This is a genomic window from Caballeronia sp. S22 (assembly GCF_964261745.1).
Lineage (GTDB): Bacteria > Pseudomonadota > Gammaproteobacteria > Burkholderiales > Burkholderiaceae > Caballeronia > Caballeronia jiangsuensis.
In genome coordinates this window covers 565,351-590,361 of the sequence record NZ_OZ180038.1, presented here as the reverse complement: position 1 = coordinate 590,361, position 25,011 = coordinate 565,351, and the positions used below count along the sequence as shown (strand labels likewise).

Genomic DNA, 25,011 nt, shown 5'->3' with positions numbered 1-25,011 from the left:
CCATGACCGTTCTATTGAGCGTTGAGCAGATCACCAAGACCTATCCGGGTGTCAAGGCGCTGCAAGAGGTCTCCTTCAGCGTCGAGGCGGCGACCGTGCACGCGATCATGGGCGAGAACGGCGCAGGCAAGTCGACGTTGATGCAGGTCATCGCCGGGGCGCATTCGCCGACTTCCGGGAGGCTCATATTCGACGGACAGGAAGTCGAGTTCACCGGCACGCGCGACGCGGCGAAGAAGGGCATTTCCATCGTGTTCCAGGAGCTCATGCTGGCTCCGAACATGACGATCGCCGAGAACATATTCCTCGGCACGGAGCCGCGCATGGCGCGCGTGCTGGTCGACCGCGGCACGCTGCTGGAAAAGGCGAAGGCCGCCATGCTGCGTCTGGGCATCTCGCTCGATCCCCACACGCGTCTGGGCGATCTGACCATCGCCCAGCAACAGCTCATCGAAATCTGCAAGGCGTTGATTCACGAGCCGCGCCTGCTCATCCTCGACGAGCCGACATCGAGCTTGTCCGAAGCCGATTCGCTCACGCTCTTCAAGGTCGTTCACGAGTTGCGGGACCGGGGCGTGACCATCTTGTACATCTCCCATCGGATGCGCGAGGTGTTCGACAACTGCGACGCCGTAACCGTCTTGCGCGACGGCAAGCACGTGCGCACCGCGCGGCTTGCCGATACCTCGCCGGACGAGGTGGTCCGCCTCATGGTCGGCCGCGACCTTGCAGAGGTGAAGCGCGTTCGACCGGAGCACGCCGGCAAGCCTGTGGTGCTTTCGGTGGAAGGCCTGGGCGATGACCATCGTTATCGCGACGTCTCGTTCTCGCTTCGACAGGGCGAAATCGTCGGCCTTGCGGGTCTGATCGGCGCGGGTCGCTCGGAAGTGGCGATGGGGATCTTCGGCGCGCCTCCGCCGAAACACGGGACCGTCTCCATCGCGGGCAAGCCAGTCAGGATTTCCCGGCCGCGCGATGCGATGCGGCTCGGCATTGCGCTCGCCCCCGAAGACCGCAAGGATCAGGGACTGGTTCTGGGCATGTCGGTCGGAAGCAATCTTTCGCTCGCTGCGCTCGGACTCGGCCGGCTGTCGAAAGGACCGGTCGTGCGGCCCATGCAGGAGGCGCGGCTGATCGACACCTACGTCGGACGATTCAAGATCAAGACGCCGACGGTCGAGCAACTGGTGCGGCTCCTGAGCGGCGGCAACCAGCAAAAGGTCGTGCTGGCGAAGTGGCTGGCATCGAGACCGCGCGTGCTCATCGTGGATGAGCCGACGCGAGGCGTCGATGTCACGACGAAAGCGGAAATCTATGCGCTGATGCGGGAGCTCGCTCACGAAGGCCTGGCGATTCTCGTGATTTCGAGCGACCTGCCCGAGATTCTCACCATCTCGGACCGTATTCTGGTCATGCGTGCGGGGCAACTGGTGGGCGAAGTCGGCTTCGATGAAGCGTCGGAGGAACGGATCATGTCCCTGGCCGCGCTCGAACACGCCGATCCCGCGCATCCGGAGGTCAAGCCGACCGGATTCGTTTCCTGAGCTGACTTCGAGACGCTCTCATAGAGGAGTTTCGCCGTGAACAAGGTTGGCATGTTCTACACCTACTGGTCGACCGAGTGGATGGTCGATTTTCCCGCGACGGCAAAGCGCATCGCCGGGCTCGGCTTCGACATGATGGAAATCTCGCTCGGCGAATTCCACAACCTTCCGGATGCGAAGAAGCGCGAGCTGAAAGCGGTCGCCGACGATCTGGGCCTCACGGTGATGTGCTGCATCGGGCTGAAGCCCGAGTACGACTTCGCATCGCCGGAGCAGAGCGTGCGCGACGCCGGCACCGAATATGTGAAGCGTCTGCTCGACGATTGCCACATGCTCGGCGCACCGGTGTTCGCCGGCCTCACGTTCTGCGCGTGGCCGCAGTCGCCGCCGCCCGGCATGAAGGACAAGCGGCCTTACGTCGACCATGCGATCGACAGCGTGCGCCGCGTCATCGAGGTCGCCGAAGATTACGGCATCATCTATGCGCTGGAAGTGGTGAACCGCTTCGAGCAATGGCTATGCAACGACGCCAAGGAAGCACTTGCCTTCGTCGACGCAGTGGACAGCCCGGCTTGCAAGGTGCAGCTCGACACCTTCCACATGAACATCGAGGAGCATTCCTTCCGCGATGCGATCCTCGCGTGCAAAGGCAAGCTCGGACACTTCCATCTCGGCGAAGCGAACCGGCTGCCGCCCGGAGAGGGCCGTCTCCCGTGGGACGAAATCTTCGGCGCACTGAAGGAAATCGACTACGACGGGACCATCGTGATGGAACCCTTTATGCGCAAGGGCGGCTCCGTAAGCCGGGCCGTCGGTGTCTGGCGCGACATGTCGAATGGTGCGACGGATGAGCAGATGGACGAGCGCGCTCGCCGCTCGCTGCAGTTCGTTCGCGGCAAGCTGGCCTGACCGCGCAGGCCGGCAAAACGGCCATTCTTGCGTCCTGCTTCACGCGCCATCAGTTTTGCTTATCGGCATATCGATGGCGCGAACCCGGCGCACACCTCGCCGCGCCCGTCCCGGCGGGCTTCCCGCACGCCGAAACCCCATGCACATAAGCAAATTACTGGTTAACGCGTAGTACCAGCGCCGCTGCCTTCCTCGCTACCCTTCGGGCTTCAGTTTCACTAAAGCAAGCCCGCTCGGCCACGCATTCAGAAGGAGTAGCGCACATGGCACGGATCATCGGAGGCATTGCCGCCTCGCACACACCGACTATCGGTTTCGCGTTCGACAAGAACAAGCGCGACGATCCCGTCTGGGCGCCGATCTTCGAGAATTTCGCGCCGCTCGCGAACTGGCTCGCGGAAAAGCAGCCCGATGTGATCGTCACGATCTACAACGATCACGTCACGTCGTTCTTCTTCGATCACTATTCCGCGTTCTCGCTCGGCGTAGGCCCGGAATGGCGCGTCGCGGACGAAGGCGGCGGCGCGCGCGATCTGCCGCCGATCAAGGGTCATCCGGCGTTTGCCGCGCACATCGGCACGTCGCTGATGTCCGACGAATTCGACATGTCGTTCTTCCAGAACAAGGCGCTCGATCACGGCTGCTTCTCGCCGCTCTCGATGCTCTGCCCGCACAAGCCCGAATGGCCGGTCAAGCTCGTGCCGCTGCAAATGGGCGTGCTGCAGTTGCCCGTGCCGAGCGCGCGCCGTTTCTACAAGCTGGGTCAGGCGCTGCGCCGCGCGATCGAAAGCTATCCGGAGGACATCAAGGTCGCGATTCTCGCCACGGGCGGTCTCTCGCATCAGGTACATGGCGAACGCGCGGGCTTCAACAACACGGAATGGGATGCGCGTTTCCTCGATCTCTTCGAGCGCGATCCTGAACAGCTCGCGGATATGACCATCGCCGAATATGCGGCGCTCGGCGGCTACGAAGGCGCGGAAGTGATCATGTGGCTCACGATGCGCGGCGCGTTGTCGTCGAATGTCGTGTGCAAGCATCGCAGCTATTACCTGCCGTCGATGGCGGGCATCGCGACCGCGATCTACGAAGGCGAGGACAGCGAGACGAAGCCGGCGATCGTCGAGCGTCATCGTCAGAAGATGGCCGTGCAGCTCACCGATGTCGAGAAGCTGGAAGGCACCTATCCGTTCTCCATCGAAACCGCCGTGCGCGCGTATCGCATCAACGAGTATCTGCATCGCATGGTCGAGCCTGCGCATCGCGAGGCGTTCAAGGAGAACGAGGAAGCGAGCTTCGAGTCGGCCGGTCTCTCAGAACAGGAGCGCGATCTCATTCGCCGACGCGACTGGCGCGGCCTGCTTCATTACGGCGTGATCTTCTTCATGCTGGAGAAGCTCGGCGCGGTGACGGGCGTATCGAACCTGCATATCTACGCCGCGATGCGCGGTGAAACGCTCGAAGAATTTCAGAAGACACGCAACGCGCCCGGCGCGCTGTACTCGGTCGCGGGCAAGGGCGCGGGCAAGCTCGACTGGGACAAGGCGAAGAACTGAATAAAAGAGGAGACAGGAGACAAACATGGCTATCGGTAAAACCATCGACATCAAGGGCTTCATCGACGAACGCCCGATTTCCGCCTACCAGTGGTTGCTGGTGGCGCTGTGCTTTCTGATCGTGACGGCCGACGGCATGGACGTCGCGATCATGGGCTTCATCGCGCCTTCGATCATCGCGGACTGGCATATCTCGCGCCCCGCGTTCGGCCTCGTGATGAGCGCCGCCCCGATCGGTCTCGTGATCGGCGCGCTTGCGGCGGGACCGGCATCGGATCGCATCGGACGCAAGTGGGTGCTGATTACCTCGGTGTTTCTCTTCGGCGTGTTCACGATCGCGACCGCGTTCACGAATTCGCCTTCGAGCATGGCATTGCTGCGCGTGCTGACCGGCATCGGTCTCGGCGCGGCCATGCCCAATACGACGACGCTCCTCTCCGAATACGCGCCGCAACGCAAGCGCGCGCTGCTCATCACGATCATGTTCACGGGCTTCAATCTCGGCTCGGCGCTGATCGGCTTCCTCGCGGGCGGTTTGATTCCGGTGCACGGCTGGCGCTCTGTATTGATCTGCGGCGGCGCGCTGCCGCTCCTGCTGATTCCGCTGCAAATCTGGCTGCTGCCCGAATCGGCGCGTCTGCTCGCGGTGCGCGGCGCGACCTCGGCGCGGATCGGCAAGGTGCTTGGCCGCGTGTGCGGCGCGCGCTTCGACGGCAATGAAACGTTCGTATCGAACGAGCCGCCGCTGCCCACGAAAAAGCCCATCGGCGTATTGTTCTCGCAGGGCTACGGCCTGATGACGGCGGCGCTGTGGATCACGTATTTCATGGGCCTGCTCGTGATTTATCTGCTCACCGGCTGGCTGCCGACGCTGATGAAGGACGCGGGTCTCACGGTGTCGTCGGCGGCGAACATCACGGCGATGTTCCAGATCGGCGGCACGATCGGCGCGATCATCGTCGGCTGGATCATGGACAAGGTGCGCCCGGCGCCCGTCATCAGCGCGGCGTATCTCGGCGGCGCGGTCTGCGTGCTCGGGCTGGCGTGGATCGGCGCGTTGTCGTCGTCGCTTGCCGTGCTCGTGTTCGCAGCGGGCTTCTGCATGAGCGGCGCGCAAACGGGCCTCAACGCGTTCGCACCGAGCCGCTACCCGACGGTCGCGCGTGCAACCGGCGTGAGCTGGATGCTCGGCATGGGCCGCTTCGGCAGCATTTTCGGTTCCGCGTTCGGCGGCGCGCTGCTCGGTCTCGGCTGGGAGTTCGGCGCGATCCTTGCGATGCTCGCCGTGCCCGCAACGCTCGCCGCGATCTCGATTCTCGTCGCGCAACGCACGCGTGCCGACGAAGCGCACGCACAAACGACCGCAGCACATTAGTACCTGGAGTAAAGGATGATCATCGACATTCACGGCCACTACACGACCGCGCCGAAGGCGCTGGAAGCGTGGCGCAACCGGCAGATCGCCGCCATCAAGAATCCATCGGAGATGCCGAGCGCATCGGAGCTGCATATCGGCGACGATGAACTGCGCGAGTCGATCGAAGCGAACCAGCTTCGACTGATGCGCGAGCGCGGCCTCGATCTCACCGTGTTCAGCCCGCGCGCGAGCTTCATGGCGCATCACATCGGCGACTTCGAAGTGTCGAGCACGTGGGCCGCGATCTGCAACGAGCTGTGTTATCGCGTGAGCGAGCTCTTTCCCGACAGCTTCATTCCCGCGGCGATGCTGCCGCAGAGTCCGGGCGTCGATGTCTCGACGTGCATTCCCGAGCTCGTGAAGTGCGTCGAGCAATACGGCAATGTCGCGATCAACCTGAATCCGGACCCTTCAGGCGGGCACTGGACGAGCCCGCCGCTCTCGGACCGCTACTGGTATCCGATCTACGAGAAGATGGTCGAGTACGATCTCCCCGCGATGATCCACGTAAGCACGAGCTGCAATGCGTGCTTCCATACGACGGGCGCGCACTATCTCAACGCGGACACGACCGCCTTCATGCAGTGCCTCACGTCCGATCTGTTCCGTGATTTTCCGACGCTCAAGTTCGTGATTCCGCACGGCGGCGGCGCGGTGCCCTATCACTGGGGACGCTTTCGCGGTCTCGCGCAGGAGCTGAAAAAGCCCTTGCTGAAGGATCATTTGCTCAACAACGTGTTCTTCGATACCTGCGTCTATCACCAGCCGGGCATCGACTTGCTGACGCGCGTGATTCCCGTCGACAACATTCTGTTCGCAAGCGAGATGATCGGCGCGGTGCGCGGCATCGATCCTGAAACCGGGCATTATTTCGACGACACGAAGCGCTATGTCGAGGCCGCGCAGATCGAGCCCGAAGCGCGCTACAAGATTTACGAAGGCAACGCGCGCCGCGTGTATCCGCGCCTCGATGCGGCGCTCAAAGCAAAGGGACGTTGATATGTACGAACTGGGAGTGGTGTATCGCAACATCGATCGCGCGAACGCGGATGCGGCCGACAAGCTCGGCGCGCTCGGCTCGGCGACCGTGCACGAAGCGATGGGCCGTGTCGGCCTGATGAAGAACTACATGCGGCCGATCTACACGGGCGCGCAGGCGAGCGGCACGGCTGTCACCGTGCTGCTGCAACCGGGCGACAACTGGATGATGCACGTCGCGGCCGAGCAGATTCGTCCGGGCGATATCGTCGTGGCCGCGTGCACGACCGACAACACCGATGGCTTCTTCGGCGATCTTCTCGCGACGAGCTTCAAGGCGCGCGGCGCGCGGGCGCTCATCATCGATGGCGGCGTGCGCGATGTGCGCATATTGACGGAGATGAATTTCCCGGTCTGGAGCCGCGCGATTTCGGCGAAAGGCACGGTGAAGGCGACGCTCGGTTCGGTGAACATTCCCGTCGTGTGCGCGGGCGCATGGGTCACGCCCGGCGATGTGATCGTCGCGGATGACGATGGCGTCGTCGTCGTGCCGTCCGCATCGGCGCAACAGGTGCTCGACAAGGCCGTGGCGCGCGAAGCGTTCGAAGAAGAGAAGCGCGCGAAGCTCGCAAGCGGCGTGCTCGGCCTCGACATGTACAAGATGCGCGAGCCGCTGGAAAAAGCGGGCTTGCGTTATATCGACTGATGCGCATGAGCATGAACGGCATTTCTTCGATGGCCACGCGCCAGGTGCTCAACGATCTCGCGTCCGCTTTCGAAGCGAAGTCGGGCGAGCGTGTCGCGATCGAATCGGTGGGCGGCGTCGCGGCGCTGAAGCGGATCGAAGAAGGCGAGGAGTTCGATATCGTCGTGCTCGCTTCGGACGCGATCGACCGGCTTGCGGCGTCGGCGCGCATCGATGCAGCGAGCCGCGTGCGGATCGCGCGCTCGGGCGTGGCGATCGCGGTGGCGAAGGGCGCACCGCGTCCCGCCATCGACGATGAAGCCGCCGTGCGCGAGGCCGTGCTCGCGGCACGCAGCATCGGTTATTCGACGGGACCGAGCGGTGTTTATCTGACGCGTCTGTTCGAGCGCTGGGGCATCGCGGAACGCATCGCTTCGCGCATCGTGCAGGCGCCGCCGGGTGTCGCGGTGGGCACGCTCATCGCGCGTGGCGAAGTGGAACTGGGCTTCCAGCAGATGAGCGAGATGATCGGCGTCGAAGGCATCGATGTGCTCGGCATGTTGCCGCCGCGGATTCAAACGCTGACGGTGTTCGAGGGCGCGATCTGTGCGAACGCGAACGCGCCGCAACTCGCGCGCGTGTTCCTTGCGTTTCTCGCTTCGCCCGATGCCGACGGCGCCAAAGTGCGCCACGGCATGGAGCCTTGCTAGTCACATCGAGCCATCATTCGGCCACGGCATAACGTTCGAGCCAGTGCGCATACGGCGCGGGCAACGCCCACGACGGCTTCTCCACCTTCAACTGCTTCGCGGCGTGATACGGCCAGTGCGGATTCGAAAGATGCGCGCGGCCGACCATCACGAGATCGAGCTGACCCGACTCGACGGCGCGTTCCGCGTTCGGCGGCGAATCGAATCCCCATGCCGATGCAACCGGAATCTCCGCTTCCCGGCGCACACGCTCCGCGATCGGGCCGAGGAACGCCGGTCCCCACGGAATGCGCACATCGGGCGTCGAGAAGCCGACGCTCACGCTCATCAGATCGAGTCCCTTGCGACGCAGCGTCTTCGTCAGTTCGATGGATTCGTTCAGCGTGACTTCATCGCGGCCATCGTATTCGATGACACCGAAGCGCGCCGTCAGCGGCAAATTCTCCGGCCACACTTCACGCACCGCATCGAAGGTCTCGACGATGAAACGGCTGCGCCCCGCGAGATCGCCGCCGTACTGATCGTCGCGCTGATTCGCATCCACCGAGAAGAAGCTCTGCGCAAGATAACCGTGCGCGAAGTGCAGTTCCAGCCATTCGAAGCCCGCTTCGCGCGCACGACGCGTGGCCGCCGCGAAGTCCGCCTTCACGCGTTCGATGTCTTCGAGCGTCATGGCCTTGGGCATCTTCGGCAGCCCCGCGCCGAACGCGACGGCCGAAGGCGCGAGCGTGTCCCAGCCGCGTGCGTCGTCGGGGGAAATGTGATCGTCGCCTTCCCACGGACGGTTCGCGCTCGCCTTGCGGCCCGCGTGCGCGATCTGGATGCCGGGCACCGCGCCCGCCGCCTTGATCGCCGTGGCGATCTTCTTCATGCCTTCGATGTGCGCATCGTCCCAGAGGCCCGTGCAGCCGGGCGTGATGCGGCCTTCCGGCGACACGCCCGTCGCTTCGACGATCACGAGGCCCGCGCCGCCGCGCGCGAGGCTCGCGTAATGGCTGACGTGCCAGTCGTTGACGAAGCCGTCGATGGCGCTGTACTGACACATCGGCGGAATGGCGATGCGGTTGCGCAACGTGACGTCTTTCAGTTTGAACGGAGTGAAAAGTGCTGACATGCGGGTTTTCTCGAATTGAGTTGAGGCCTGCAATTTAACCGCTCAGTGCCATAATGAAAACTATCTGGGGATTATCGATTCGATAAAATTTTGTGATACTCAATCCGCAATGGCTGCGCACCTTTCTTGCGCTCGTCGATCTCGGCAACTTCACGCGCGCCGCCGAACGGCTCGATTTGACGCAGGCGGCCGTGAGCCAGCACCTTCGTCATCTCGAAGACGCGCTCGGCCTGCTCGTGATACGCCGTCCGCGCGGCATCGAACTGACGCCGGCGGGCAGGGCGTTGATCGACTATTGCGAAGAGATGGAACTGGCGGGCAAGCGTCTCGCGTCGCGTCTTTCGGATAGCGAAGACGAAGCCGGCGAGATCGGCCTCATCACGCCGGGCAGCATCGGGCTCGTTTTGTTTCCGCTACTGCTGGATTTGCAGCAGCAGCGTCCCGAATGGAAGATGCGTCATCGCTTCGGGCCGGATTCGGAAGTGCTCGAAGCCGTATTGCAGAGCCGCTACGATCTGGGCATCGTCACGTTGAAGCCCGACGATCCTCGCCTTGCCGCGAGCAAGTTCATCGAAGAGCCGCTCGAACTCGTCGTGCCCGTGAATGCGGATGTGCATGAATGGAGCGATCTGGAAAGGCTCGGTTTCATCGATTATCCGGACGGGCATATGATGGCGAGCCGCTTGCTGAGCCGGCGCTTTCCGGGCAATCCGGGCGTCGGCAGTCTGCGAAGGCAAGGCTTCTGCAATCAGATCAGCCTCATCCTGGAGTTCGTCGCGCGCGGGCTCGGCTTCACGGTGATACCGCGTTATGCGCGCATCGCGTTCGGCAAGCCGGAAGCGATAGGCGTCGTGGAGTGCGGCGCGCCTGTCGTCGATACGCTGTGGCTCATTCGTCGCGCGGAATGGCCGCTGCCCGCGCGTTGCGCGCGGACCGTGGAGTATTTGCGGGAACGTGTCGGCGTTCCCGCGATGATGGCCGATACGAAAAGGAAGCGCCGCCGCTAGTCAATGCCCCCAGCGCAGCACGAGCGGATCGAGCTTGCGCGCGACCTTGAGCAACCCTTCGCGCACGGCGGGCGACATCGGCGCGAGCGGATGACGCACCGCATCGGAGCGAATCACGCCGCCTTCCTTCATCAAGGTCTTGCACGCGGCGAGACCGCATTGCCGGTTTTCGTAGTTGATGAGCGGAAGCCATTGCTGATACAGATCGGCGGCTTTGTCGATGTCGCCGGCGAAGTAGGCGTCGACGATCTTGCGAATGCCGTCCGGATAGCCGCCGCCCGTCATCGCGCCGGTCGCGCCCGCGTCGAAGTCGGGGATCAGCGTGATGGCTTCTTCGCCGTCCCACGGACCGACGATCGCATCGCCGCCGAGCTCGATCAGTTCGCGCAGCTTCGATGCGGCCTGCGCCGTTTCGATCTTGAAGTACGACACATGCTCGACATCGCGCGCGAGCTTCGCAAGGAACGATGCGGAAAGGGGCGTGCCCGCCACGGGCGCGTCCTGAATCATGATCGGAATGTCGATCGCATTCGACACTTCGCGATAGAACTCGTGAATGCCGCGCTCGCCGACGCGGATCGTCGCGCCGTGATACGGCGGCATGATCATGACCATCGCGGCGCCCGCGTCCTGCGCGGCGCGGCTGCGCTCGGCACAGACGCGCGAACTGAAATGCGTCGTCGTGACGATCACGGGCACGCGGCCCGCGACATGTTCGAGCACGGTGCGCTGAACGGTATCGCGCTCGGCATCGGACAGCGCGAACTGCTCGGAGAAGTTCGCGAGTATGCAGACGCCGTTCGAACCGGCGTCGATCATGAAATCGATCGCGCGCTTCTGGCCTTCGAGATCGAGACGGCCCTGATCGTCGAAGATGGTCGGGGCGACGGGAAATACGCCGCGATAAGCAGGTGCAGCCATTGAAGTGTGTCTCCTGTGATGGGTCTAGATGCGATACAGCGCGCTCGCATTGTCGAAGAATAGCGCGAGGCGTTCTTCCCGCGTGCGATCCGCGACGATGGTCTTGAAGCCCGCGAAAAGATCATCGAGCGTGACGACGAGACTGTCGACCGGAAAGTTACTCGCGAACATGCAGCGGCCGACGCCGAAGCTTTCGATCGCATCGCGCACGATGCGTCCGTTGCGCCCGACGCTCCAGCTTACGCCAGCTTCGCCGATGCCCGATATCTTGAGCCATACGTTCGGCCACTGCGCGAGCGCATCGAGCGCGGCGCGCCACGCGGCGAGCGCTTCTTCGCTGCGATCCGCGGGCAGCCCCGTATGGTTCACGATGATTTTCATGTGCGGAAAATCGCGCGCCAGTTCCGCCGCTTCGTTGAAATGCCACCACGGCGCCTGCAATCCGAACATCAGGCCGCTTTGCGCGAGCAATGCATAACCGCGTCGCCAGCGCGCGCAACGCATCGAGCCGGGCGCAGCAAAATCCGCGCGATGCTCCGCGCGCGGAACGGTCTTCGGCTTGTGACGCACGCTGCGCACGAGCGGCATCTCGCGATAGGCGGCGATCACATCGGCGGCATCGTCGCGATCGAGCCAGATTTGCGCGGCCATCGCGTTCGGCAAGCCGGTGCGCTCGTGCAATGCGGTGGCCCAGCGCGCTTCGCCGAGCACGTCGCGCGGGTCCCATTCGCCTTCCATCATCACCGTCTTCACGATGCGATGATTGCCCGCCTGCGCGAAGTAATCGTCGGGCAGGAAGTTCCTGCAGATCGCGACGTAATCGCCATAGCGAAACGGAATGCGCGGCAGATCGCGCAGCCACGGATGATAGTTGCGCGCCACGTCCCAGAAGTGATGATGTGCGTCGACGATGGGCAGGTCCGCGTCGTCGCCGCTTTCCAGGAAGCGCTCGCGCAAGGCTTCGATGCGCTCTTGCATCATGGCGTCAGCTCACACGGTCTTGCGCCATGCGCACGATGATGTCGAACGCTTTTTGCGTTGCGCCGACATCGGCACGGCCCTGGCCGTGGATATCGAACGCGGTGCCGTGCGCGGGCGTCGCGATCGGCACGGGCAGGCCGCCGTGCACGGTGACGCCGCGCCAGAAGCCCATCAGCTTCATCGCGATCTGACCTTGGTCGTGGTACATCGTGACGACGCCGTCGAAGACTCTCTGATCGCGTGCGCGCACGAAGATGGTGTCGGCGGGGAAGGGGCCTTGCGCGTCGTAACCTTGCGCGCGCGCGTGTTCGACGGCGGGCGCGATCACGTCGATTTCCTCGCGGCCGAACGCGCCGTTATCGCCGTTATGCGGATTGAAGCCGCAGACCGCGATGCGCGGCTCTTCGATGCCCGCGCGCTTGAGGCCATCGTGAATCAGTTGCACCGCGCCGACGATGCGCTCCTGCGTGAGCTTCGCGCTCACGTCCTTCAGCGCGATATGCGAGGTCACGCGCGAGGTCCACAGCTCGTCGAGCACGTTGAACTCGCAGAATGCGCCGCTGAAATCGAGCTGGCGCGCGAACCATTCCATTTCGTCGTTCGTCTCCATGCCGGCCATGTGCAGCGAGGTCTTGTTGACGGGCGCGAAGAGCATCGCCTGCGTGCGGTTTGCGCGCGTCACCGCGAGCGCCTGTTTGAAGGCTTCGAGGCTGTAGCGGCCGCCGCGTTCGGTCGATACGGCGCGCTCGTAGGGCGCGTCGTCGGGCAGGCGGAAGTCGATGAGCGAGGGCACGTCGGTATCGCGCGCGGCGGCATCTACGCTATCGACCAATTGATAGTCGAAACGTTGCTGCGCGATCTCCATGCCGTGATCCAGTTCGCGCTTGTCGCCGATGATGACGAGATCGGCGCGTGCGCGATTCTCCGGCTTCGCGACGAGGCGCGCGATCAGTTCGGGACCGATGCCGGCGGGGTCGCCGAGAAGCACTGCGATGAGAGGTTTCATGTGTGTAGGGTCTCGTGATCGTTGTTAGCGGGTGCGGCGCAGATCGATGGCGATCGAACCGAAGATATACACCAGCGCGCACGCGCCGTAAAAATGCAGCACCGCATCGAAGGAACCGGTGCGCTGAAGAATGAAGCCCGTGATGAGCGGAATCGAAATCCCGCCGACGCTGCCCGCGCAGTTCATGCACGCGCCGAGCAGGCCGACGCGTCCGGGGCTTGCGAGCAACGAGGGCAGGCTCCAGTAGAGGCTGCCCCACATCAGCAGGAACGATGCGCCGCACAGCACCGCGACCGCGACGACGGGCGACGTGATGGTCGGCAACGAGGCGAACACGGCGAGCGTGACGAGCCCCGACACGGCGATCATGCTCTTCACGACCTTGCCGCGCGAGAAATTCATCGCGCACAGCGCATCGCACAGAAAGCCGCCCGACAGCGAGCCGAGTGCGCCTGCGAGGAAGATGAAGAAGGTCGCCGCGCCGATCTGCGACAGGCTCAAACCGCGCGCCTGTGTGAGATAGCTCGGGCCCCACGTGAGCAGGCCGAAGAAGATCATCGCCCAGCTCATGCGGCCGACGCACATCGCGATGGTCGAGCGCAGCGGCAGCGGCGCATCGTCCTGGCTTGCGCGCCCCGCGCTGGACACGGCTGGCGCGCCGTCGCGGATATGCGCGAGTTCCGCGCCGTTCACGCCCGGATGTTTCGCGGGATCGTCGCGCAGATAGCGCCATGCGAGCCAGCCGCATGCGATGGTCGCAAGTCCCGCGACGACGAACGCTGTGCGCCACGAGCCGAACACGAGGATCAGATTGGAGATCGCGAGGCCGCCGATCGCCGCGCCGAGCGGTGAACCCGCATCCATCAGCACCGCGCCGCGCGCGCGTTCGGTGCGCGACAGCCAGAGCGCGTTGAGCTTGCTGCCCGCGGGAAAGAGCGGGGCTTCCGCGCCGCCGAGACCGACGCGCAGAAACAGCATCGACAGGCCGCCGGTGGCTGCGCCCATCAACGTCTGAAAGATTCCCCACAAGACAGTCGCGCCTGCCACGACCTTGCGCGGCCCCAGTTTGTCGATGAGCCAGCCGCCCGGAATCTGCAGGAGCGCATACGACCAGAAGAAGCTCGACAGCACGAGCCCCTGCATCGCGGGCGAGAGCGCGAATTCTTTCGCGATGGTGGGCATCGCGATGGAAAGAGAGATGCGGTCCACGAGGTTGATCAGCGTGATGAGAAATACCACGCCGAAGATGCGCCAGCGTACGCTCGTCGCGTGTTCGGACGAGGCGGCGTCGCGCGCCGCGTGTGATTCGATCCTGCTCTCCATGTCTGTCTCCGGATAGTGTCGGGCTTCATTGGCCCTGCATCATTGCGTCATTCGATGATGTTGAAGTCGCTCAGATGCTTGTCGGACAGCGTGATGCCGAGGCCCGGCGTTTCATCGGAGAGTTGCAGATAGCCGTTCTCCGGCTGCGGCTCGCCGTCGAAGATGTAGTAGAAGAGCTCGTTGCCCACTTCGACGTCGAACACGGGGAAGAACTCGGACATCGGGCTCGCGGTGCTCGACATCGTCAGGTGATAGTTGTGCATCTGGCCCGCGTGCGGAATCACGGGAACGGACCACGCTTCGGCCATTGCGTTGATCTTGCGCGCGGCGGTGATGCCGCCCACGCGATTCGTGTCGTACTGAATGACATCGACGGCGCGACGTTCCAGCAGGTCCTTGAAGCCATAGCTCGTGAACTCGTGCTCGCCGCCGGATATCGGCACGATGTTCATCTTTTTAAGCTCCTGATAACCTTCGACGTCGTCGCCGATCACGGGCTCTTCGAGCCAGCGCGGATTGAATTCGGCGAGACGTGGCAGCATGCGGCGCGCGTATTCCAGCGTCCAGCCCATATAGCATTCGAGCATGATGTCGACATCGTCGCCTGCGAGTTCGCGCAACAGGCGCACCTGTTCCAGATTCTTGGCCATACCTTTCGGGCCGTCTTTCGGCCCATAGCCGAAGCGCATCTTCATCGCGGTGAAGCCCTGATCGAGATAGCCTTGCGCTTCCGCGAGGAATGCATCGCGGTCGTCGTTGTTATAGAGCTTCGACGCATAGCACCAGATCTTCTCTTTCGTGCGGCCGCCGAGCAGCTTGAAGACGGGCTTTTTCACGGCTTTGCCCATGATGTCCCACAGCGCGATATCCACGGCGGAGATAGCCGCCATGCCGATGCCCTTGCGGCCCCATGCGAGCGTGCGCCGATACATCTTCTGCCAGATGTATTCGTGATCGAACGGATCTTCGCCGATAGCGATCGGCGCGAGATATTCATCGACGATCTGTTTCGCGACGCGCGGCGCGAGCGCGCAATTGCCGATGCCGACGGTGCCGTCGTCGCATTCGATCTCCACCACGAGCCAGCCGTGAAAGCGGAACGAGCCCATTGCGTCGCCGCGTTCGTAGAGAACATCGACGGCGTTCGTGCAGAAGTGCGATTGCGGCGGCACGACCTTGCCTTTCCATTCGAAAACGCGTGCGCGGACATGCTTGATCTTCATCTTCGGTGTCTCCGGTCTATTCGGGTGGGGCCGCTGAAACGAGGGTTTGCGCGGCTGTATCGGGTAGCGCTAGTGTGCGAAACTCCGCGATAACTGACCATTGAATTATTTGCATCAGGCTATTTCCTGGAGTTATCGCTCGCATGATCGCGCCCGCCACGACCATACGCAAACGCCTGCGTCTGCGTCATCTGCAATTGATGATGGCGCTCTCGGAGACCGAATCGCTCAGAAGCGCCGCCGACGAACTCGCGATGACGCAGCCCGCCGCGACCAAGGCGCTGAAGGAACTGGAGGACACGATCGGCGCGACGCTGTTCGTGCGCCATGCGCGGGGCATGGAGCCGACGATTTACGGCGAAGCGGTGATGCGATACGCGCGGGTCGTCTTCGAGGATCTCGACGAATTGCGCGAGGAACTGGCGGCGATCGAGGCGGGCGATATTGGCAAGGTGCGCATCGGCGCGGTGATGGCGCCGGCGCCCGATCTGCTGACGAAGGTGATCGTGCAGCTTAAGGAAGCGCATCCGCGCTTGCAGATCAGCGTGCAGATCGATACCAGCGATGTGCTCGTGCAGGCTTTGCAGCAGGATCAGCTTGATGTTGTGGTGGGGCGCATTCCTTACGGCTTCTCCGCGCTCGATTTGACGTTCGAGACCTTGTCGGAGGAGGCGCTGACGATCGTCGCGCGGCCGGAGCATCCGGCTGTCGGGATGGCGGCGAAGCCGAAGCTCGCCGATCTGGCGAAGTATCCGTGGATCGTGCAGCCTCATCCGAGTCCGATGCGGCAGATCATCGATCAGACGTTTCGCGAATCGCGGGTTGCGCCGCCGGTTAGCACCGTCGAGACTTCTTCGATTCTTACTACCTTGTCGTTGTTGCGGGACTCGGACATGCTGGCGGTGCTGCCGAGTTCAGTCGCGGACTATTATTCCGCTTTGGATACGATTGCTTCATTGCCTACGGGGTTGAGGGGGCGGCTCGCGCCATATGGGTTGATTCTCAGGAAGAACAGGCGGATTAGTCCGGCGACGCAGTTGGTGATTGAGGCGATTCGGAGGGCTTGATGGGTGGTTTTGTTTTTTTGTTTTTGTGGAATCCTGATTTCGTGTCGGTTTATTAGCACTGCCCCTGTGCGGGGCGGCAGTCACTTTCTTTGCTGCTGCAAAGAAAGTAACCAAAGAAACAGCTATCCCCAGCCTAAGCACTTCACACCGGCCGCGGCACAGACGATTGGCCTAATGGCCCGGCAGTAGCGAGTGCCCCCGCAAGCAGATAAGGGCTTGGACCGCGCACGGTCCGACCCATCGCACCACATAACAGACTGGTTCAGCACCAATAGCTCCGGCCCGCTTCGCGGCCGATGGGTCAATCGGGTTTGCGCGCGCTCCTTCTTCGAAGGTGTCTCTCGCATACCCAGCGGCAGCGCGTAGCGCTGTGCCGAAGCTTTTTCGTGCTGAACCAGCGCGCTATAACGGCTAGCGCGTCAGACCGTGCGCGAGCCAAGCCCGGTAAGTCCTTCGAGGACGACACTTAGGCGAGTGCCATCGACGGCTGGCAAGCATGGCTAACGTGCGTGTGACCGCGGGCGATGAGAAGCTGCTTTCTTTGGTTACTTTCTTTGCAGCAGCAAAGAAAGTGACCCCCGCCCCGGGGAGGGGCAGTGCCAATAAACCGACACGAACCCGGGATCCGGCACCCAACGCGAAGAACCCCTACCTCCCAAACTCCAACTCCTCCCGCGCAGCATCATCATCCGAAGCAGAACCCACCCCCCGATCCAACGCGATATCCGGCCGCATAAAAAACGTCATCACGATCCCGACAGCGAGCAACCCAAGCGACCCGGCAAAAGGCAACGTCCAACTCCCCGTCCGATCGACGACAAACCCGAACACGATCGGCGAAAAAATCCCTGCGATAGCAGATCCCGCATTCACGAGCCCACTCGCGATCCCGACGTGCTTCGGCGTAATGTCCATCGGCACGGCCCAGATCGGCCCGATCGTCATCTCCAGAAAGAAGAACGACAAGCTCAACGACGCCGCCATGACCGGCAGCGACTTCACCACCATCACCGGCGCGAGAAACACGAGCGCACCGAGAAACGCGACGATGATCATATTGCGACGCGCCGAAACCACACTGCCGGTACGCTTCAGAATGCGATCCGAAATCACCCCGCCCGCCGTATTGCCCACGACGCCCGACAGAAACACACCCGCCGAAAAGAGCGCCGAACTCTTCAGATCGAGCCCGCGTCCGTGCATGAAGAACGTCGGCAGCCACGTGAAGAACAGCCAGCCCGTCCAGCCATAGCAGAAGTAGACGATCATCGTCGGCGAAATCCGCTTGAGCAGGCGGCCCCAGGGCGTCGGCTCGCGCGTCTTGTCGACGGCGACCTTGTCTTCAGGCGGCAACTCGGCCTCTTCCTCGGCCGTCATATGCCGATGCTTGCGCGGGTTATCCGCGAAGTACCACGCATAAACGACCACCCACACGGCCGTCAGCGCGCCGACCAGCACGAACGACGCACGCCACGAAGCGAACGCGACGAGCAACGCGATCAAAGGCGGCGTGAGTGCATTGCCGAGTCGCGAGAACGAATGCGTGAGACCTTGCACGAAGCCGCGTTTGCTCGCCGGATACCAGTTGACGAGCGCGCGCGCCTGCGCAGGCAGCGCCGCGCCTTCGCCGACACCGAGCAACATGCGCGCACAGAACAGCGACACGACGCCGCCCGCGAATCCCGTTGCGATCGTCGCGACGATCCAGATGGATGCGCACAGCACGAGCGTCGTCTTCGCGCCGAAGCGATCGCTGAACCATCCGCCGATGACCTGGCAGATCGCATACGTGTAAGCGAAAGCGCCGAACACGAGACCGATGTCGGTATTGGTGAGATGAAGATCGTCGCGTATCAGGCCCGCCGCAGCGGACAGGTTGACGCGATCGAGATACATGATGAACGACATCGCGCACATCAGCGCGAGAACGGAACGTGTGACTCTGGGGCGATGCAGCATCTCTTGTGTCTCCTCCGAGGCTTGTTGCGCTCTTGTTCGAGGACGGACCGCATGTCGATCCGACGCATCGCAGTCTCGCGAAAACAGCGATAGCCGTCTATTGAATTCGCCTCATGAGGTGATTACCGGCGGTTATGGCTCGCGCAAAAGCACGCGGCTCGCGTCCCGAAGGATCGCGAGCCGCGCATCGTCCAACCGCGAAGCTGCTTCAGGCCGCCGCGCGCATGCCTTCGTCGTGAAGACGGAAGGTCTCCACCGCCGTGCGCAACGCGCCCGCCTGATCTTCCAGCGACTGCGCCGCCGCCGCCGCTTCCTCGACGAGCGCCGCGTTCTGTTGCGTCACCTCGTCCATCTGCGTGACGGCGCGCGCCACCTGCTCGATACCGCTGCTTTGCTCTTCCGAAGCCGCCGCGATCTCGCCCATGATGTCCGTCACGCGCTGCACCGCCGTGCTGATCTCGGTCATCGTGCGGCCCGCTTCGTCGACGAGCGCAGTGCCCGATTGCACGCGCTCGACCGAGTTGTCGATCAGTTCCTTGATCTCCTTTGCCGCCGCCGACGAACGCTGCGCGAGCGAGCGCACTTCGCCCGCCACGACCGCGAAGCCGCGTCCTTCCTCGCCGGCGCGCGCCGCTTCGACAGCCGCGTTCAACGCAAGAATGTTCGTCTGGAACGCAATGCCTTCGATGATCGTGATGATGTCCGCGATCTTCGAGGAGCTCTGGTTGATCTCGCCCATCGTCGTCACGACCTGCGACACGACATGGCTGCCCTTGCCCGCGATCTCCGACGCGTTCGCCGCGAGCACGCTCGCCTGACGCGCGTTGTCGGCGTTCTGCTTGACCGTGCCCGTCAGCTCATCCATGCTCGACGCCGTTTCCTGAAGCGCCGACGCCTGCTGTTCCGTGCGCGAGGAAAGATCCACGTTGCCCGCCGCGATCTGTTTGGTCGCGGATGCAATCGATTCGCTGCCGCCGCGCACCGTGCGAACCGTATCGATGAGGCTCGACTGCATCGTCGCAAGTCCGCGCAACAACTGGCCCATTTCGTCGTTCGATGTCACCGTCACGCTGCGGCGCAGATCGCCGGTTGCGATCGCATCGAATTGCGCGAGTGCGGCATCGAGCGGACGCGAAATACGGCGGCGCAGCGAGATCCATGTATAGAAGGCCGCGGCGACGCCGAGCAGAATCGCAACGATGCAGCCGAGGCGAAACGTGCCGAAGACTTCCTGGCCGTGATCATACGAAGCCTTCGCCTGTTCGAATTGCAGCTTGCGCAGCAGCACGCCCGTCTTCGCGAATTCGGTGAAGGCGGCCTGCATCGCGCTCGCGTCGTCGACGATCTTCGCCTGATCTTTCGCGCGGACATCGGCATAGCCCGCGTCGATCAGCTTTTGCAGCGCGAGACGCTGCTCGTTGAACTTGTCGGCGAGCGCCTTTTCTTCGGGGCCTTGCGGCAGGCCGGAATACTTCGTCCATGCGTCGTCGGAGGTTTTGCGCATCAGCGAACCGCGTCCGATCGCATCTTCCGCAGCGGGCGTGCCGACATTCAGCGCCGCGCGATCGAACGAGAGGCGCTCGCGCGCCATGAACATTTCCGCCTCGCCGACCGACACCGCGCTCGGCATTTCATTCGTGAAGAGGTCATACGTGACCGCGTTGGACCGGCTCATGCCGATCACTCCGACCATGCCGATCGCGATCAGCAGCGCGCTCAGAAGCGTCATGGCCAAGGCCAGTCGGCCTTTGATTGTCGAAAACATAGCTCTCTCAAGGTGGCTGCATCGCGAAGGCGCAAGCGTGCGGGCGGCGATGCTTCGCCTGCTGCGCGGCCGCTGGAATCCATCGGCTGGCCTGTATAACGACAGCAGGACAAGGTCCTTTAGTGAGCATTTAGTGAGCAAGTAAAACGTTTTTCAAAACGCTTACGCAGAAAAAGCCCTGTTTACAGGGCCTTTTCGCTGTGGGTCAGGGTTTGCCGCCGATCCGGTCGAATGTCGTCAGCAAATCGGCGAGTGATTGTTTACAGGCTGCTTGCTGCGGCGTCTTCGCGCGCAGCGCTTCCAGCGCACGATCGATCGCCTTGTCTACGACATGCCAGTCGCTCGCGGCACGCGGCTTGAGCGACGGCTCCGCTTCGTCCCACGAGACTTCGAGGTCCTTGATGCGCGCCTTCGCGCCGGCGAGATCGCCCTTGTCGACGAGCGTCGCGGTATCGGCGGCGATCGTGCGAAACGGCCTCAGGTCCCCGAGCTTCGATGCAGCGTGCGCCGTGCCGATCGGTTCGAATCCGGCCGACGTGATCGAGCCTGTGAAGGCGCTGATGGCGACGGCCGCGCAAAGCGCCGCGCCCGCGATATGACGGGATTTCATGGTCTTCTCCTTGGATGAGGTCAGGCAGGATGCGAACCGCCGCGCCGGCGCCGTGCCTGGCTCGTGTGATCGAGATAGGTCACATAGGCGACGAGCGCGACGATGATCGCGAGAAAGAGGGCGCTGGTGTAGATCGTGCCGAATCCCATGCCGCCGTAAGTACGCGGCTGCGACATGAGATCGCCGAGCGATGCGCCGAGCGGGCGCGTCAGGATGTACGCGATCCAGAACGCGGCGACGCGATTCATGCCGAGAAACGCCGCCGCGCCCGTGATCGCAATGAGTGCGGCGAAGATCAGCACGCCGAGCGGGAAGCCGAGACCGAGCGCTTCGGTGGCGAGATCGCCTGCCGCGGTGCCGAGAGCGAAGGTGCAGAGAATCGCGCACCAGTAGAAGAGTTCGCGCCGCCGCGTGTCGATCGAACGTATGGAGAGCGAATGCTCGGTGCGATGCCAGATCGCGAAGATGAAGGCGAGCAGCACGGCGAAGCACGCGGTGCTCGCGTAGAGACTCACGCCCGCGCTGTCGGTCAGCGCATCGGTGATCTGCGTTCCCGCGATGCTGATCAGCACCACTGTGAGCCAGTAGAGCCACGGCACCATGCGACGCGTGCGCATCTGCATGAATAGGACTGTGGCGAGCAGCGCGGCCGTGATCGCATCGGTCACGATGACGCCGAGTCCCGCGTTCACCGCGAGATAGTCGGCACCCGTTTCGCCGACCGTCGTCGACATGATCTTGATGATCCAGAATGCGAGCGTGACTTCGGGTACCTTGTTGAGCATCGCGGGCATGTGTCGCCTCCTCGTGTCGGTGCGAGCGCGCGAACACCGCGCGTCGTCATCGCGAACTGTGTGCGCCGATACTTAGTGCGCGCTTAGGTAACCGCGAGGCAACCGCCGCCCGAAAACCGTCCTAAACTTCATGCGGGCTCACGAGGGGAATCGCCGAGCATGTCCGCCGACGCACCGCATCTTCGTCTCGCCGACGAAATCAAGGTCTGGCCGCTCCTGCGCGCGACCATCGCGCTGTTGCCGTTCGTCGTGCTCGCGCTCGCAACCGGCAACGACTTGTGGATGAAGGCCTCGCTGCTCGCGATCGGCACCGTGATCGGGGAGGACAGGCTCGCGCTGAGGCCGCTCGGTGTCCTCGCGCATGGGCTCGCGATCATCGCCGGAACGTATCTTCTGCTGCTTGCCGAACGGGTTCCGGTGTTCTTCGTCGTCGCGTGCATGTTGCTCGCGGCGGGCGTGATCCTGCTCGTGTCGCGCGGCAAGGAATTGCGCGCGCTCGGCAACTGGACCTTCGTTCCCGTGCTCATTCTCGCGAACGAACTTCAGGGCGGCCGCAGCATCGATGCGCTGTTGCGCGAAGTGCCCGCCTCATTGCCTTATCTGCTCGTCGCGCTCGTTCCGGCGCTGGTGTCGGCGCATATCCGCTCGCGCGGCAAGCCCGCCGCGCGCTGGTCCAATCTCGACGATTTCGGCGAGCGCGCGCCCTTCGGCGAAGATCTCGGGGCTATGCTCGCGAGCGTGGGCATTGCGGCGGTGATGGTGGTGCTCTGGCACATGGACCGTGCGCAATGGGTGATCTGGGGCGCGGCCAGCATCGTGACGGGTTCGGTCGATACGGCGCGCACGAAGCTCGCGAACCGCGCGTTCGGCGTGATCGTGGGCGTGCCGATCGGCATCGTGCTCGGACGGTTCGTCGTACCGCATTCGGACATCGCCGTCACGCTCGCGACGCTCGCGGCCTTCCTCACGCTCGTCGCGTTTCAGCGCTACGTCGTCGGATATTTCTTCCGATGCGTGTTCGTGGCGCTCGCGATCATGCTGGCGAACCAGTCCGCCGCCGATGCGTTCGAGCGGCTCACGCACGTGCTCGCGGGCGGCGTGATCGGCATTGTGTGCGTGTTCGGCGCACATGCCGTGGCGCGGCGCTTGTCGCGTTGATAGTTGCTTATTGCGAACGACGGCAGCATCGTCGCGATCCACATGCCGACGAACCCCGCCGCCGCGCGCAGCCACGTGCGCCCGCACATCGGCGCGAACGCAGGCAAGAGCATCGAGCCGCCGGGCATCGGCAACTCGCTCATCGATGATATCGGCGCGTGCATCGCGCAGGTCACGATCACGCCCGCCAGCAAGACCAGCGCGGCCACGACCACAATCCGGCGGCGCGAAACGCACATGCTCTCTCGTTCGATGATCGCGGTCAGCACGTTCATGATGTCATCCCCTTGCGTTCGTCCGGTGCGCGTCGAGTACGGTGTTAGATTAGTCGCGGGCATGCACGGCAAAGGAGTGACAAGTGTGTCGGGATTCGCATGGATTCACTGATCACGGCGGCGGCGCGCGCGCTCGCGGCGGGTGATCCGCTCGGCGCGCTGAACCGGATCGCGCTGCGCGAGGATGCGAGTGCGCTCGCGTTGCGCGGCATCGCGATGGCGCAGCTCGGCGACTTCGTGCGCGCGCGCGCGCTCGTGAAAAGCGCGGCGCGTGCGTTCGGTACGAAAGAGGCGCTGGCGCGTTCGCGCTGCATCGTCGCGGAAGCGGAAATCGCGTTGGCATCGCGCGATCTCACGTGGCCCGCCAAGACGCTCGATCACGCCCGCGCGATTCTCGAGGCGCACGGCGACCACGTGAACGCCGCCCATGCGCGCTATCTGGAAGTGCGCCGCGCGCTGCTCATCGGACGGACCGATGATGCCGAGCGCATGCTCGCCGGGTTGAATCCCGCATCGCTTCCGGCCGCGTCGCGGGCCGCGCATGAGCTTATCGCGGCGGGCATCGCGATGCGGCGTCTTCACACGCAAGCGGCGCACGCCGCGCTCGAACGCGCGACACAAGCCACGCGGCAAGCGGGCATTCCGGCACTCGCCGCCGAAGTCGAGAGCGCCTGGCGCATCCTCAGCACGCCGGTCGCGCGTCTCATCGCACACGAAAACGAGCGGCTGCTCCGGCTCGAAGAGGTCGAGGCGCTGTTTGCATCGAATACCTTCGTCGTCGATGCATGCCGTCTGTGCGTGCGCGAGAACAACACGTCGATATCGCTCGCGACGCGTCCCGTGCTTTTCACGCTGGCGCGCATGCTCGCGCAGGCATGGCCCCACGACGCGCCGCGCGATGCGCTGATTCTGCGGGCGTTTCGCATCAGGGAAGCGGACGAGACGCATCGCGCGCGGTTGCGCGTCGAGATGGGCAGGCTGCGCACGATGCTGCGCGCGCACGCGGGCATCGATGCCACTTCGCGCGGCTTCTTGCTGAAGCCGCGTCAAGCGCGCGAGGTGGCCGTGCTCGCGCTGCCCGTCGAGGACGAGTACGCGCCGCTGCTCGCGTTTCTCGCCGATGGCGAATCGTGGTCGAGCTCGGCGCTCGCGATCGCGCTCGGTGCGAGCCAGCGCACGGTGCAGCGCTCGCTCGATGCGCTCGCCGCGAGCGGCAAGGTGCAATCGTTCGGACGCGGTCGCGCGCGCCGCTGGACCACGCCGCCGATGCCCGGATTCACGACGACCTTGTTACTCCCCGTCGGGCTCGCGAGTGATTAGCATGAACGCACGATCAATCATCAGGAGGACGGCGAAATGAAACGCGCAAAGGCTGAAATCATCCGCGAATACGGGCCTTTTCCGGATGTCGAAGGGGTGCACGGCGTCACCTGGGACGGCGAGCGCGTGTGGTTCGCGGCGGGCGACACGCTCAATGCCTTCGATCCGGACAGCGGCAGGAAAGAGCGCTCGCTGAACATCGCGGCGCATGCGGGCACGGCCTTCGATGGCGAGCATCTGTTTCAGATCGCCGAGGACCGCATCCAGAAGATCGATCCGAAGACAGGACGCGTACTGTCGACGATTCCCGCGCCGGGCGGCGGCGCGGACTCCGGCCTCGCGTGGGCCGAGGGCACGCTCTGGGTCGGGCAATACAACGAACGCAAGATCCATCAGATCGATCCGGACAACGGCGCGATCCTGCGCACCATCGAGTCGAATCGCTTCGTGACGGGCGTGACGTGGATCGACGGCGAACTCTGGCACGCTACCTGGGAAGGCGACGAGAGCGAGCTGCGCCATATCGATCCGCAATCGGGCGAGGTCATCGAGCGGCTGGAGATGCCCGAAGGCATGGGCGTGTCCGGGCTGGAATCGGACGGACATGAGCGCTTTTTCTGCGGCGGCGGGCGCACGGGCAAGGTGCGGGCCGTGCGCAAACCGAAGCGCGGCTGAACACGGCTTTCGTC

23 protein-coding genes are annotated in these 25,011 nt (G+C 63.6%); 13 read left to right on the top strand and 10 right to left on the bottom strand.

The window, feature by feature from the left end; genetic code table 11:
- Positions 1-2: 2 nt before the first annotated feature.
- From ACEN42_RS29335 to ACEN42_RS29305, 7 genes are all read left to right on the top strand, one after another.
- Entirely contained in the window at positions 3-1,544 is a 1,542-nt protein-coding gene (locus tag ACEN42_RS29335; protein ID WP_371883246.1) for a sugar ABC transporter ATP-binding protein, read from the top strand.
- 36 nt (positions 1,545-1,580) lie between these two features.
- Entirely contained in the window at positions 1,581-2,453 is an 873-nt protein-coding gene (locus ACEN42_RS29330; RefSeq protein ID WP_250485618.1) for a sugar phosphate isomerase/epimerase, read from the top strand.
- A gap of 263 nt (positions 2,454-2,716) precedes the next feature.
- Entirely contained in the window at positions 2,717-4,009 is a 1,293-nt protein-coding gene (locus tag ACEN42_RS29325) for a gallate dioxygenase (RefSeq protein WP_250485617.1), read from the top strand.
- Between the two features lie 25 nt (positions 4,010-4,034).
- A complete protein-coding gene (locus ACEN42_RS29320; protein WP_238210966.1) occupies positions 4,035-5,384 on the top strand; it encodes an aromatic acid/H+ symport family MFS transporter in 1,350 nt (449 codons plus the stop codon).
- 15 nt (positions 5,385-5,399) lie between these two features.
- The gene (locus tag ACEN42_RS29315) at positions 5,400-6,425 is read left to right on the top strand and encodes an amidohydrolase family protein (RefSeq protein WP_371883952.1); all 1,026 of its coding nucleotides are present in this window, start codon (positions 5,400-5,402) and stop codon (positions 6,423-6,425) included.
- 1 nt (position 6,426) lies between these two features.
- Entirely contained in the window at positions 6,427-7,110 is a 684-nt protein-coding gene (gene ligK / locus ACEN42_RS29310; RefSeq protein ID WP_309883630.1) for a 4-carboxy-4-hydroxy-2-oxoadipate aldolase/oxaloacetate decarboxylase, read from the top strand.
- A gap of 5 nt (positions 7,111-7,115) precedes the next feature.
- Positions 7,116-7,799: a substrate-binding domain-containing protein gene (locus ACEN42_RS29305; protein ID WP_371883951.1), complete on the top strand. Its 684-nt coding sequence runs from the start codon at positions 7,116-7,118 to the stop codon at positions 7,797-7,799.
- A gap of 13 nt (positions 7,800-7,812) precedes the next feature.
- Here ACEN42_RS29305 and ACEN42_RS29300 read toward each other — a convergent pair whose 3' ends face one another.
- Entirely contained in the window at positions 7,813-8,913 is a 1,101-nt protein-coding gene (locus ACEN42_RS29300; RefSeq protein WP_238210972.1) for an NADH:flavin oxidoreductase/NADH oxidase, read from the bottom strand.
- Positions 8,914-9,008: 95 nt separating this feature from the next.
- Between ACEN42_RS29300 and ACEN42_RS29295 the strand changes: the two genes are divergently transcribed.
- Positions 9,009-9,920: a LysR family transcriptional regulator gene (locus ACEN42_RS29295; RefSeq protein WP_371883978.1), complete on the top strand. Its 912-nt coding sequence runs from the start codon at positions 9,009-9,011 to the stop codon at positions 9,918-9,920.
- On the opposite strand, the gene ACEN42_RS29290 is transcribed toward ACEN42_RS29295, so the two are convergent.
- From ACEN42_RS29290 to ACEN42_RS29270, 5 genes are read right to left on the bottom strand one after another with little or no spacing between them, the layout of a single operon-like run.
- A complete protein-coding gene (locus ACEN42_RS29290) occupies positions 9,921-10,841 on the bottom strand; it encodes a dihydrodipicolinate synthase family protein (RefSeq protein WP_371883950.1) in 921 nt (306 codons plus the stop codon).
- 24 nt (positions 10,842-10,865) lie between these two features.
- On the bottom strand, positions 10,866-11,822 hold the full coding sequence (locus tag ACEN42_RS29285; protein ID WP_371883949.1) for an amidohydrolase: 957 nt from the start codon (positions 11,820-11,822) through the stop codon (positions 10,866-10,868).
- A 4-nt stretch (positions 11,823-11,826) separates the two neighbouring features.
- Positions 11,827-12,828: a 4-hydroxythreonine-4-phosphate dehydrogenase PdxA gene (locus ACEN42_RS29280; RefSeq protein ID WP_371883948.1), complete on the bottom strand. Its 1,002-nt coding sequence runs from the start codon at positions 12,826-12,828 to the stop codon at positions 11,827-11,829.
- Between the two features lie 24 nt (positions 12,829-12,852).
- On the bottom strand, positions 12,853-14,151 hold the full coding sequence (locus ACEN42_RS29275) for an MFS transporter (protein ID WP_371883947.1): 1,299 nt from the start codon (positions 14,149-14,151) through the stop codon (positions 12,853-12,855).
- A 47-nt stretch (positions 14,152-14,198) separates the two neighbouring features.
- Positions 14,199-15,374: an L-rhamnonate dehydratase gene (locus ACEN42_RS29270; protein ID WP_371883946.1), complete on the bottom strand. Its 1,176-nt coding sequence runs from the start codon at positions 15,372-15,374 to the stop codon at positions 14,199-14,201.
- Between the two features lie 143 nt (positions 15,375-15,517).
- Between ACEN42_RS29270 and ACEN42_RS29265 the strand changes: the two genes are divergently transcribed.
- Positions 15,518-16,441: a LysR family transcriptional regulator gene (locus tag ACEN42_RS29265; protein ID WP_250485608.1), complete on the top strand. Its 924-nt coding sequence runs from the start codon at positions 15,518-15,520 to the stop codon at positions 16,439-16,441.
- 648 nt (positions 16,442-17,089) lie between these two features.
- On the opposite strand, the gene ACEN42_RS29260 is transcribed toward ACEN42_RS29265, so the two are convergent.
- The 4 genes from ACEN42_RS29260 to ACEN42_RS29245 form a co-directional block, all read right to left on the bottom strand.
- On the bottom strand, positions 17,090-18,400 hold the full coding sequence (locus tag ACEN42_RS29260) for an MFS transporter (protein ID WP_238210989.1): 1,311 nt from the start codon (positions 18,398-18,400) through the stop codon (positions 17,090-17,092).
- Between the two features lie 208 nt (positions 18,401-18,608).
- On the bottom strand, positions 18,609-20,129 hold the full coding sequence (locus ACEN42_RS29255) for a methyl-accepting chemotaxis protein (RefSeq protein WP_371883945.1): 1,521 nt from the start codon (positions 20,127-20,129) through the stop codon (positions 18,609-18,611).
- 241 nt (positions 20,130-20,370) lie between these two features.
- Entirely contained in the window at positions 20,371-20,775 is a 405-nt protein-coding gene (locus ACEN42_RS29250; protein ID WP_371883944.1) for a histidine kinase, read from the bottom strand.
- Between the two features lie 20 nt (positions 20,776-20,795).
- Positions 20,796-21,560 (bottom strand): membrane protein, encoded by a 765-nt coding sequence (locus ACEN42_RS29245; RefSeq protein ID WP_035501367.1) that lies wholly within the window; start codon positions 21,558-21,560, stop codon positions 20,796-20,798.
- A 168-nt stretch (positions 21,561-21,728) separates the two neighbouring features.
- Here ACEN42_RS29245 and ACEN42_RS29240 point away from each other — a divergent pair, with 168 nt between their 5' ends.
- Genes ACEN42_RS29240 through ACEN42_RS29225 form a run of 4 tightly spaced genes read left to right on the top strand, consistent with a single transcriptional unit; the run spans position 21,729 to position 24,997 of the window.
- Positions 21,729-22,727, top strand: coding sequence for an FUSC family protein (locus tag ACEN42_RS29240; protein ID WP_371883943.1), 999 nt, complete (start codon positions 21,729-21,731; stop codon positions 22,725-22,727).
- Positions 22,728-22,769: 42 nt separating this feature from the next.
- Positions 22,770-23,114 carry a hypothetical protein gene (locus ACEN42_RS29235; protein WP_371883942.1) on the top strand — a complete coding sequence of 115 codons (345 nt, stop codon included), beginning with the start codon at positions 22,770-22,772 and terminating at the stop codon, positions 23,112-23,114.
- On the top strand, positions 23,102-24,322 hold the full coding sequence (locus ACEN42_RS29230) for a helix-turn-helix domain-containing protein (RefSeq protein WP_371883941.1): 1,221 nt from the start codon (positions 23,102-23,104) through the stop codon (positions 24,320-24,322). Before ACEN42_RS29235 ends, ACEN42_RS29230 begins: the two co-directional genes overlap by 13 nt.
- A gap of 36 nt (positions 24,323-24,358) precedes the next feature.
- A complete protein-coding gene (locus ACEN42_RS29225) occupies positions 24,359-24,997 on the top strand; it encodes a DUF5074 domain-containing protein (RefSeq protein ID WP_187603934.1) in 639 nt (212 codons plus the stop codon).
- Positions 24,998-25,011: the final 14 nt, after the last annotated feature.

What these genes read in the sequence shown, in the direction of transcription:
- ACEN42_RS29235 (WP_371883942.1), top strand. Translation starts at nt 22,770, where the DNA reads ATGCCGACGAACCCCGCCGCCGCGCGCAGCCACGTGCGCCCGCACATC.
- ACEN42_RS29240 (WP_371883943.1), top strand. Translation starts at nt 21,729, where the DNA reads ATGTCCGCCGACGCACCGCATCTTCGTCTCGCCGACGAAATCAAGGTC.
- ACEN42_RS29230 (WP_371883941.1), top strand. Translation starts at nt 23,102, where the DNA reads ATGGATTCACTGATCACGGCGGCGGCGCGCGCGCTCGCGGCGGGTGAT.
- ACEN42_RS29245 (WP_035501367.1), bottom strand. Translation starts at nt 21,560, where the DNA reads ATGCTCAACAAGGTACCCGAAGTCACGCTCGCATTCTGGATCATCAAG.
- ACEN42_RS29265 (WP_250485608.1), top strand. Translation starts at nt 15,518, where the DNA reads ATGATCGCGCCCGCCACGACCATACGCAAACGCCTGCGTCTGCGTCAT.
- ACEN42_RS29290 (WP_371883950.1), bottom strand. Translation starts at nt 10,841, where the DNA reads ATGGCTGCACCTGCTTATCGCGGCGTATTTCCCGTCGCCCCGACCATC.
- ACEN42_RS29270 (WP_371883946.1), bottom strand. Translation starts at nt 15,374, where the DNA reads ATGAAGATCAAGCATGTCCGCGCACGCGTTTTCGAATGGAAAGGCAAG.
- ACEN42_RS29250 (WP_371883944.1), bottom strand. Translation starts at nt 20,775, where the DNA reads ATGAAATCCCGTCATATCGCGGGCGCGGCGCTTTGCGCGGCCGTCGCC.
- ACEN42_RS29325 (WP_250485617.1), top strand. Translation starts at nt 2,717, where the DNA reads ATGGCACGGATCATCGGAGGCATTGCCGCCTCGCACACACCGACTATC.
- ACEN42_RS29280 (WP_371883948.1), bottom strand. Translation starts at nt 12,828, where the DNA reads ATGAAACCTCTCATCGCAGTGCTTCTCGGCGACCCCGCCGGCATCGGT.
- ACEN42_RS29285 (WP_371883949.1), bottom strand. Translation starts at nt 11,822, where the DNA reads ATGATGCAAGAGCGCATCGAAGCCTTGCGCGAGCGCTTCCTGGAAAGC.
- ACEN42_RS29315 (WP_371883952.1), top strand. Translation starts at nt 5,400, where the DNA reads ATGATCATCGACATTCACGGCCACTACACGACCGCGCCGAAGGCGCTG.
- ACEN42_RS29305 (WP_371883951.1), top strand. Translation starts at nt 7,116, where the DNA reads ATGAGCATGAACGGCATTTCTTCGATGGCCACGCGCCAGGTGCTCAAC.
- ACEN42_RS29260 (WP_238210989.1), bottom strand. Translation starts at nt 18,400, where the DNA reads ATGCTGCATCGCCCCAGAGTCACACGTTCCGTTCTCGCGCTGATGTGC.
- ACEN42_RS29225 (WP_187603934.1), top strand. Translation starts at nt 24,359, where the DNA reads ATGAAACGCGCAAAGGCTGAAATCATCCGCGAATACGGGCCTTTTCCG.
- ACEN42_RS29255 (WP_371883945.1), bottom strand. Translation starts at nt 20,129, where the DNA reads ATGACGCTTCTGAGCGCGCTGCTGATCGCGATCGGCATGGTCGGAGTG.
- ACEN42_RS29320 (WP_238210966.1), top strand. Translation starts at nt 4,035, where the DNA reads ATGGCTATCGGTAAAACCATCGACATCAAGGGCTTCATCGACGAACGC.
- ACEN42_RS29300 (WP_238210972.1), bottom strand. Translation starts at nt 8,913, where the DNA reads ATGTCAGCACTTTTCACTCCGTTCAAACTGAAAGACGTCACGTTGCGC.
- ACEN42_RS29275 (WP_371883947.1), bottom strand. Translation starts at nt 14,151, where the DNA reads ATGGAGAGCAGGATCGAATCACACGCGGCGCGCGACGCCGCCTCGTCC.
- ACEN42_RS29335 (WP_371883246.1), top strand. Translation starts at nt 3, where the DNA reads ATGACCGTTCTATTGAGCGTTGAGCAGATCACCAAGACCTATCCGGGT.
- ligK (WP_309883630.1), top strand. Translation starts at nt 6,427, where the DNA reads ATGTACGAACTGGGAGTGGTGTATCGCAACATCGATCGCGCGAACGCG.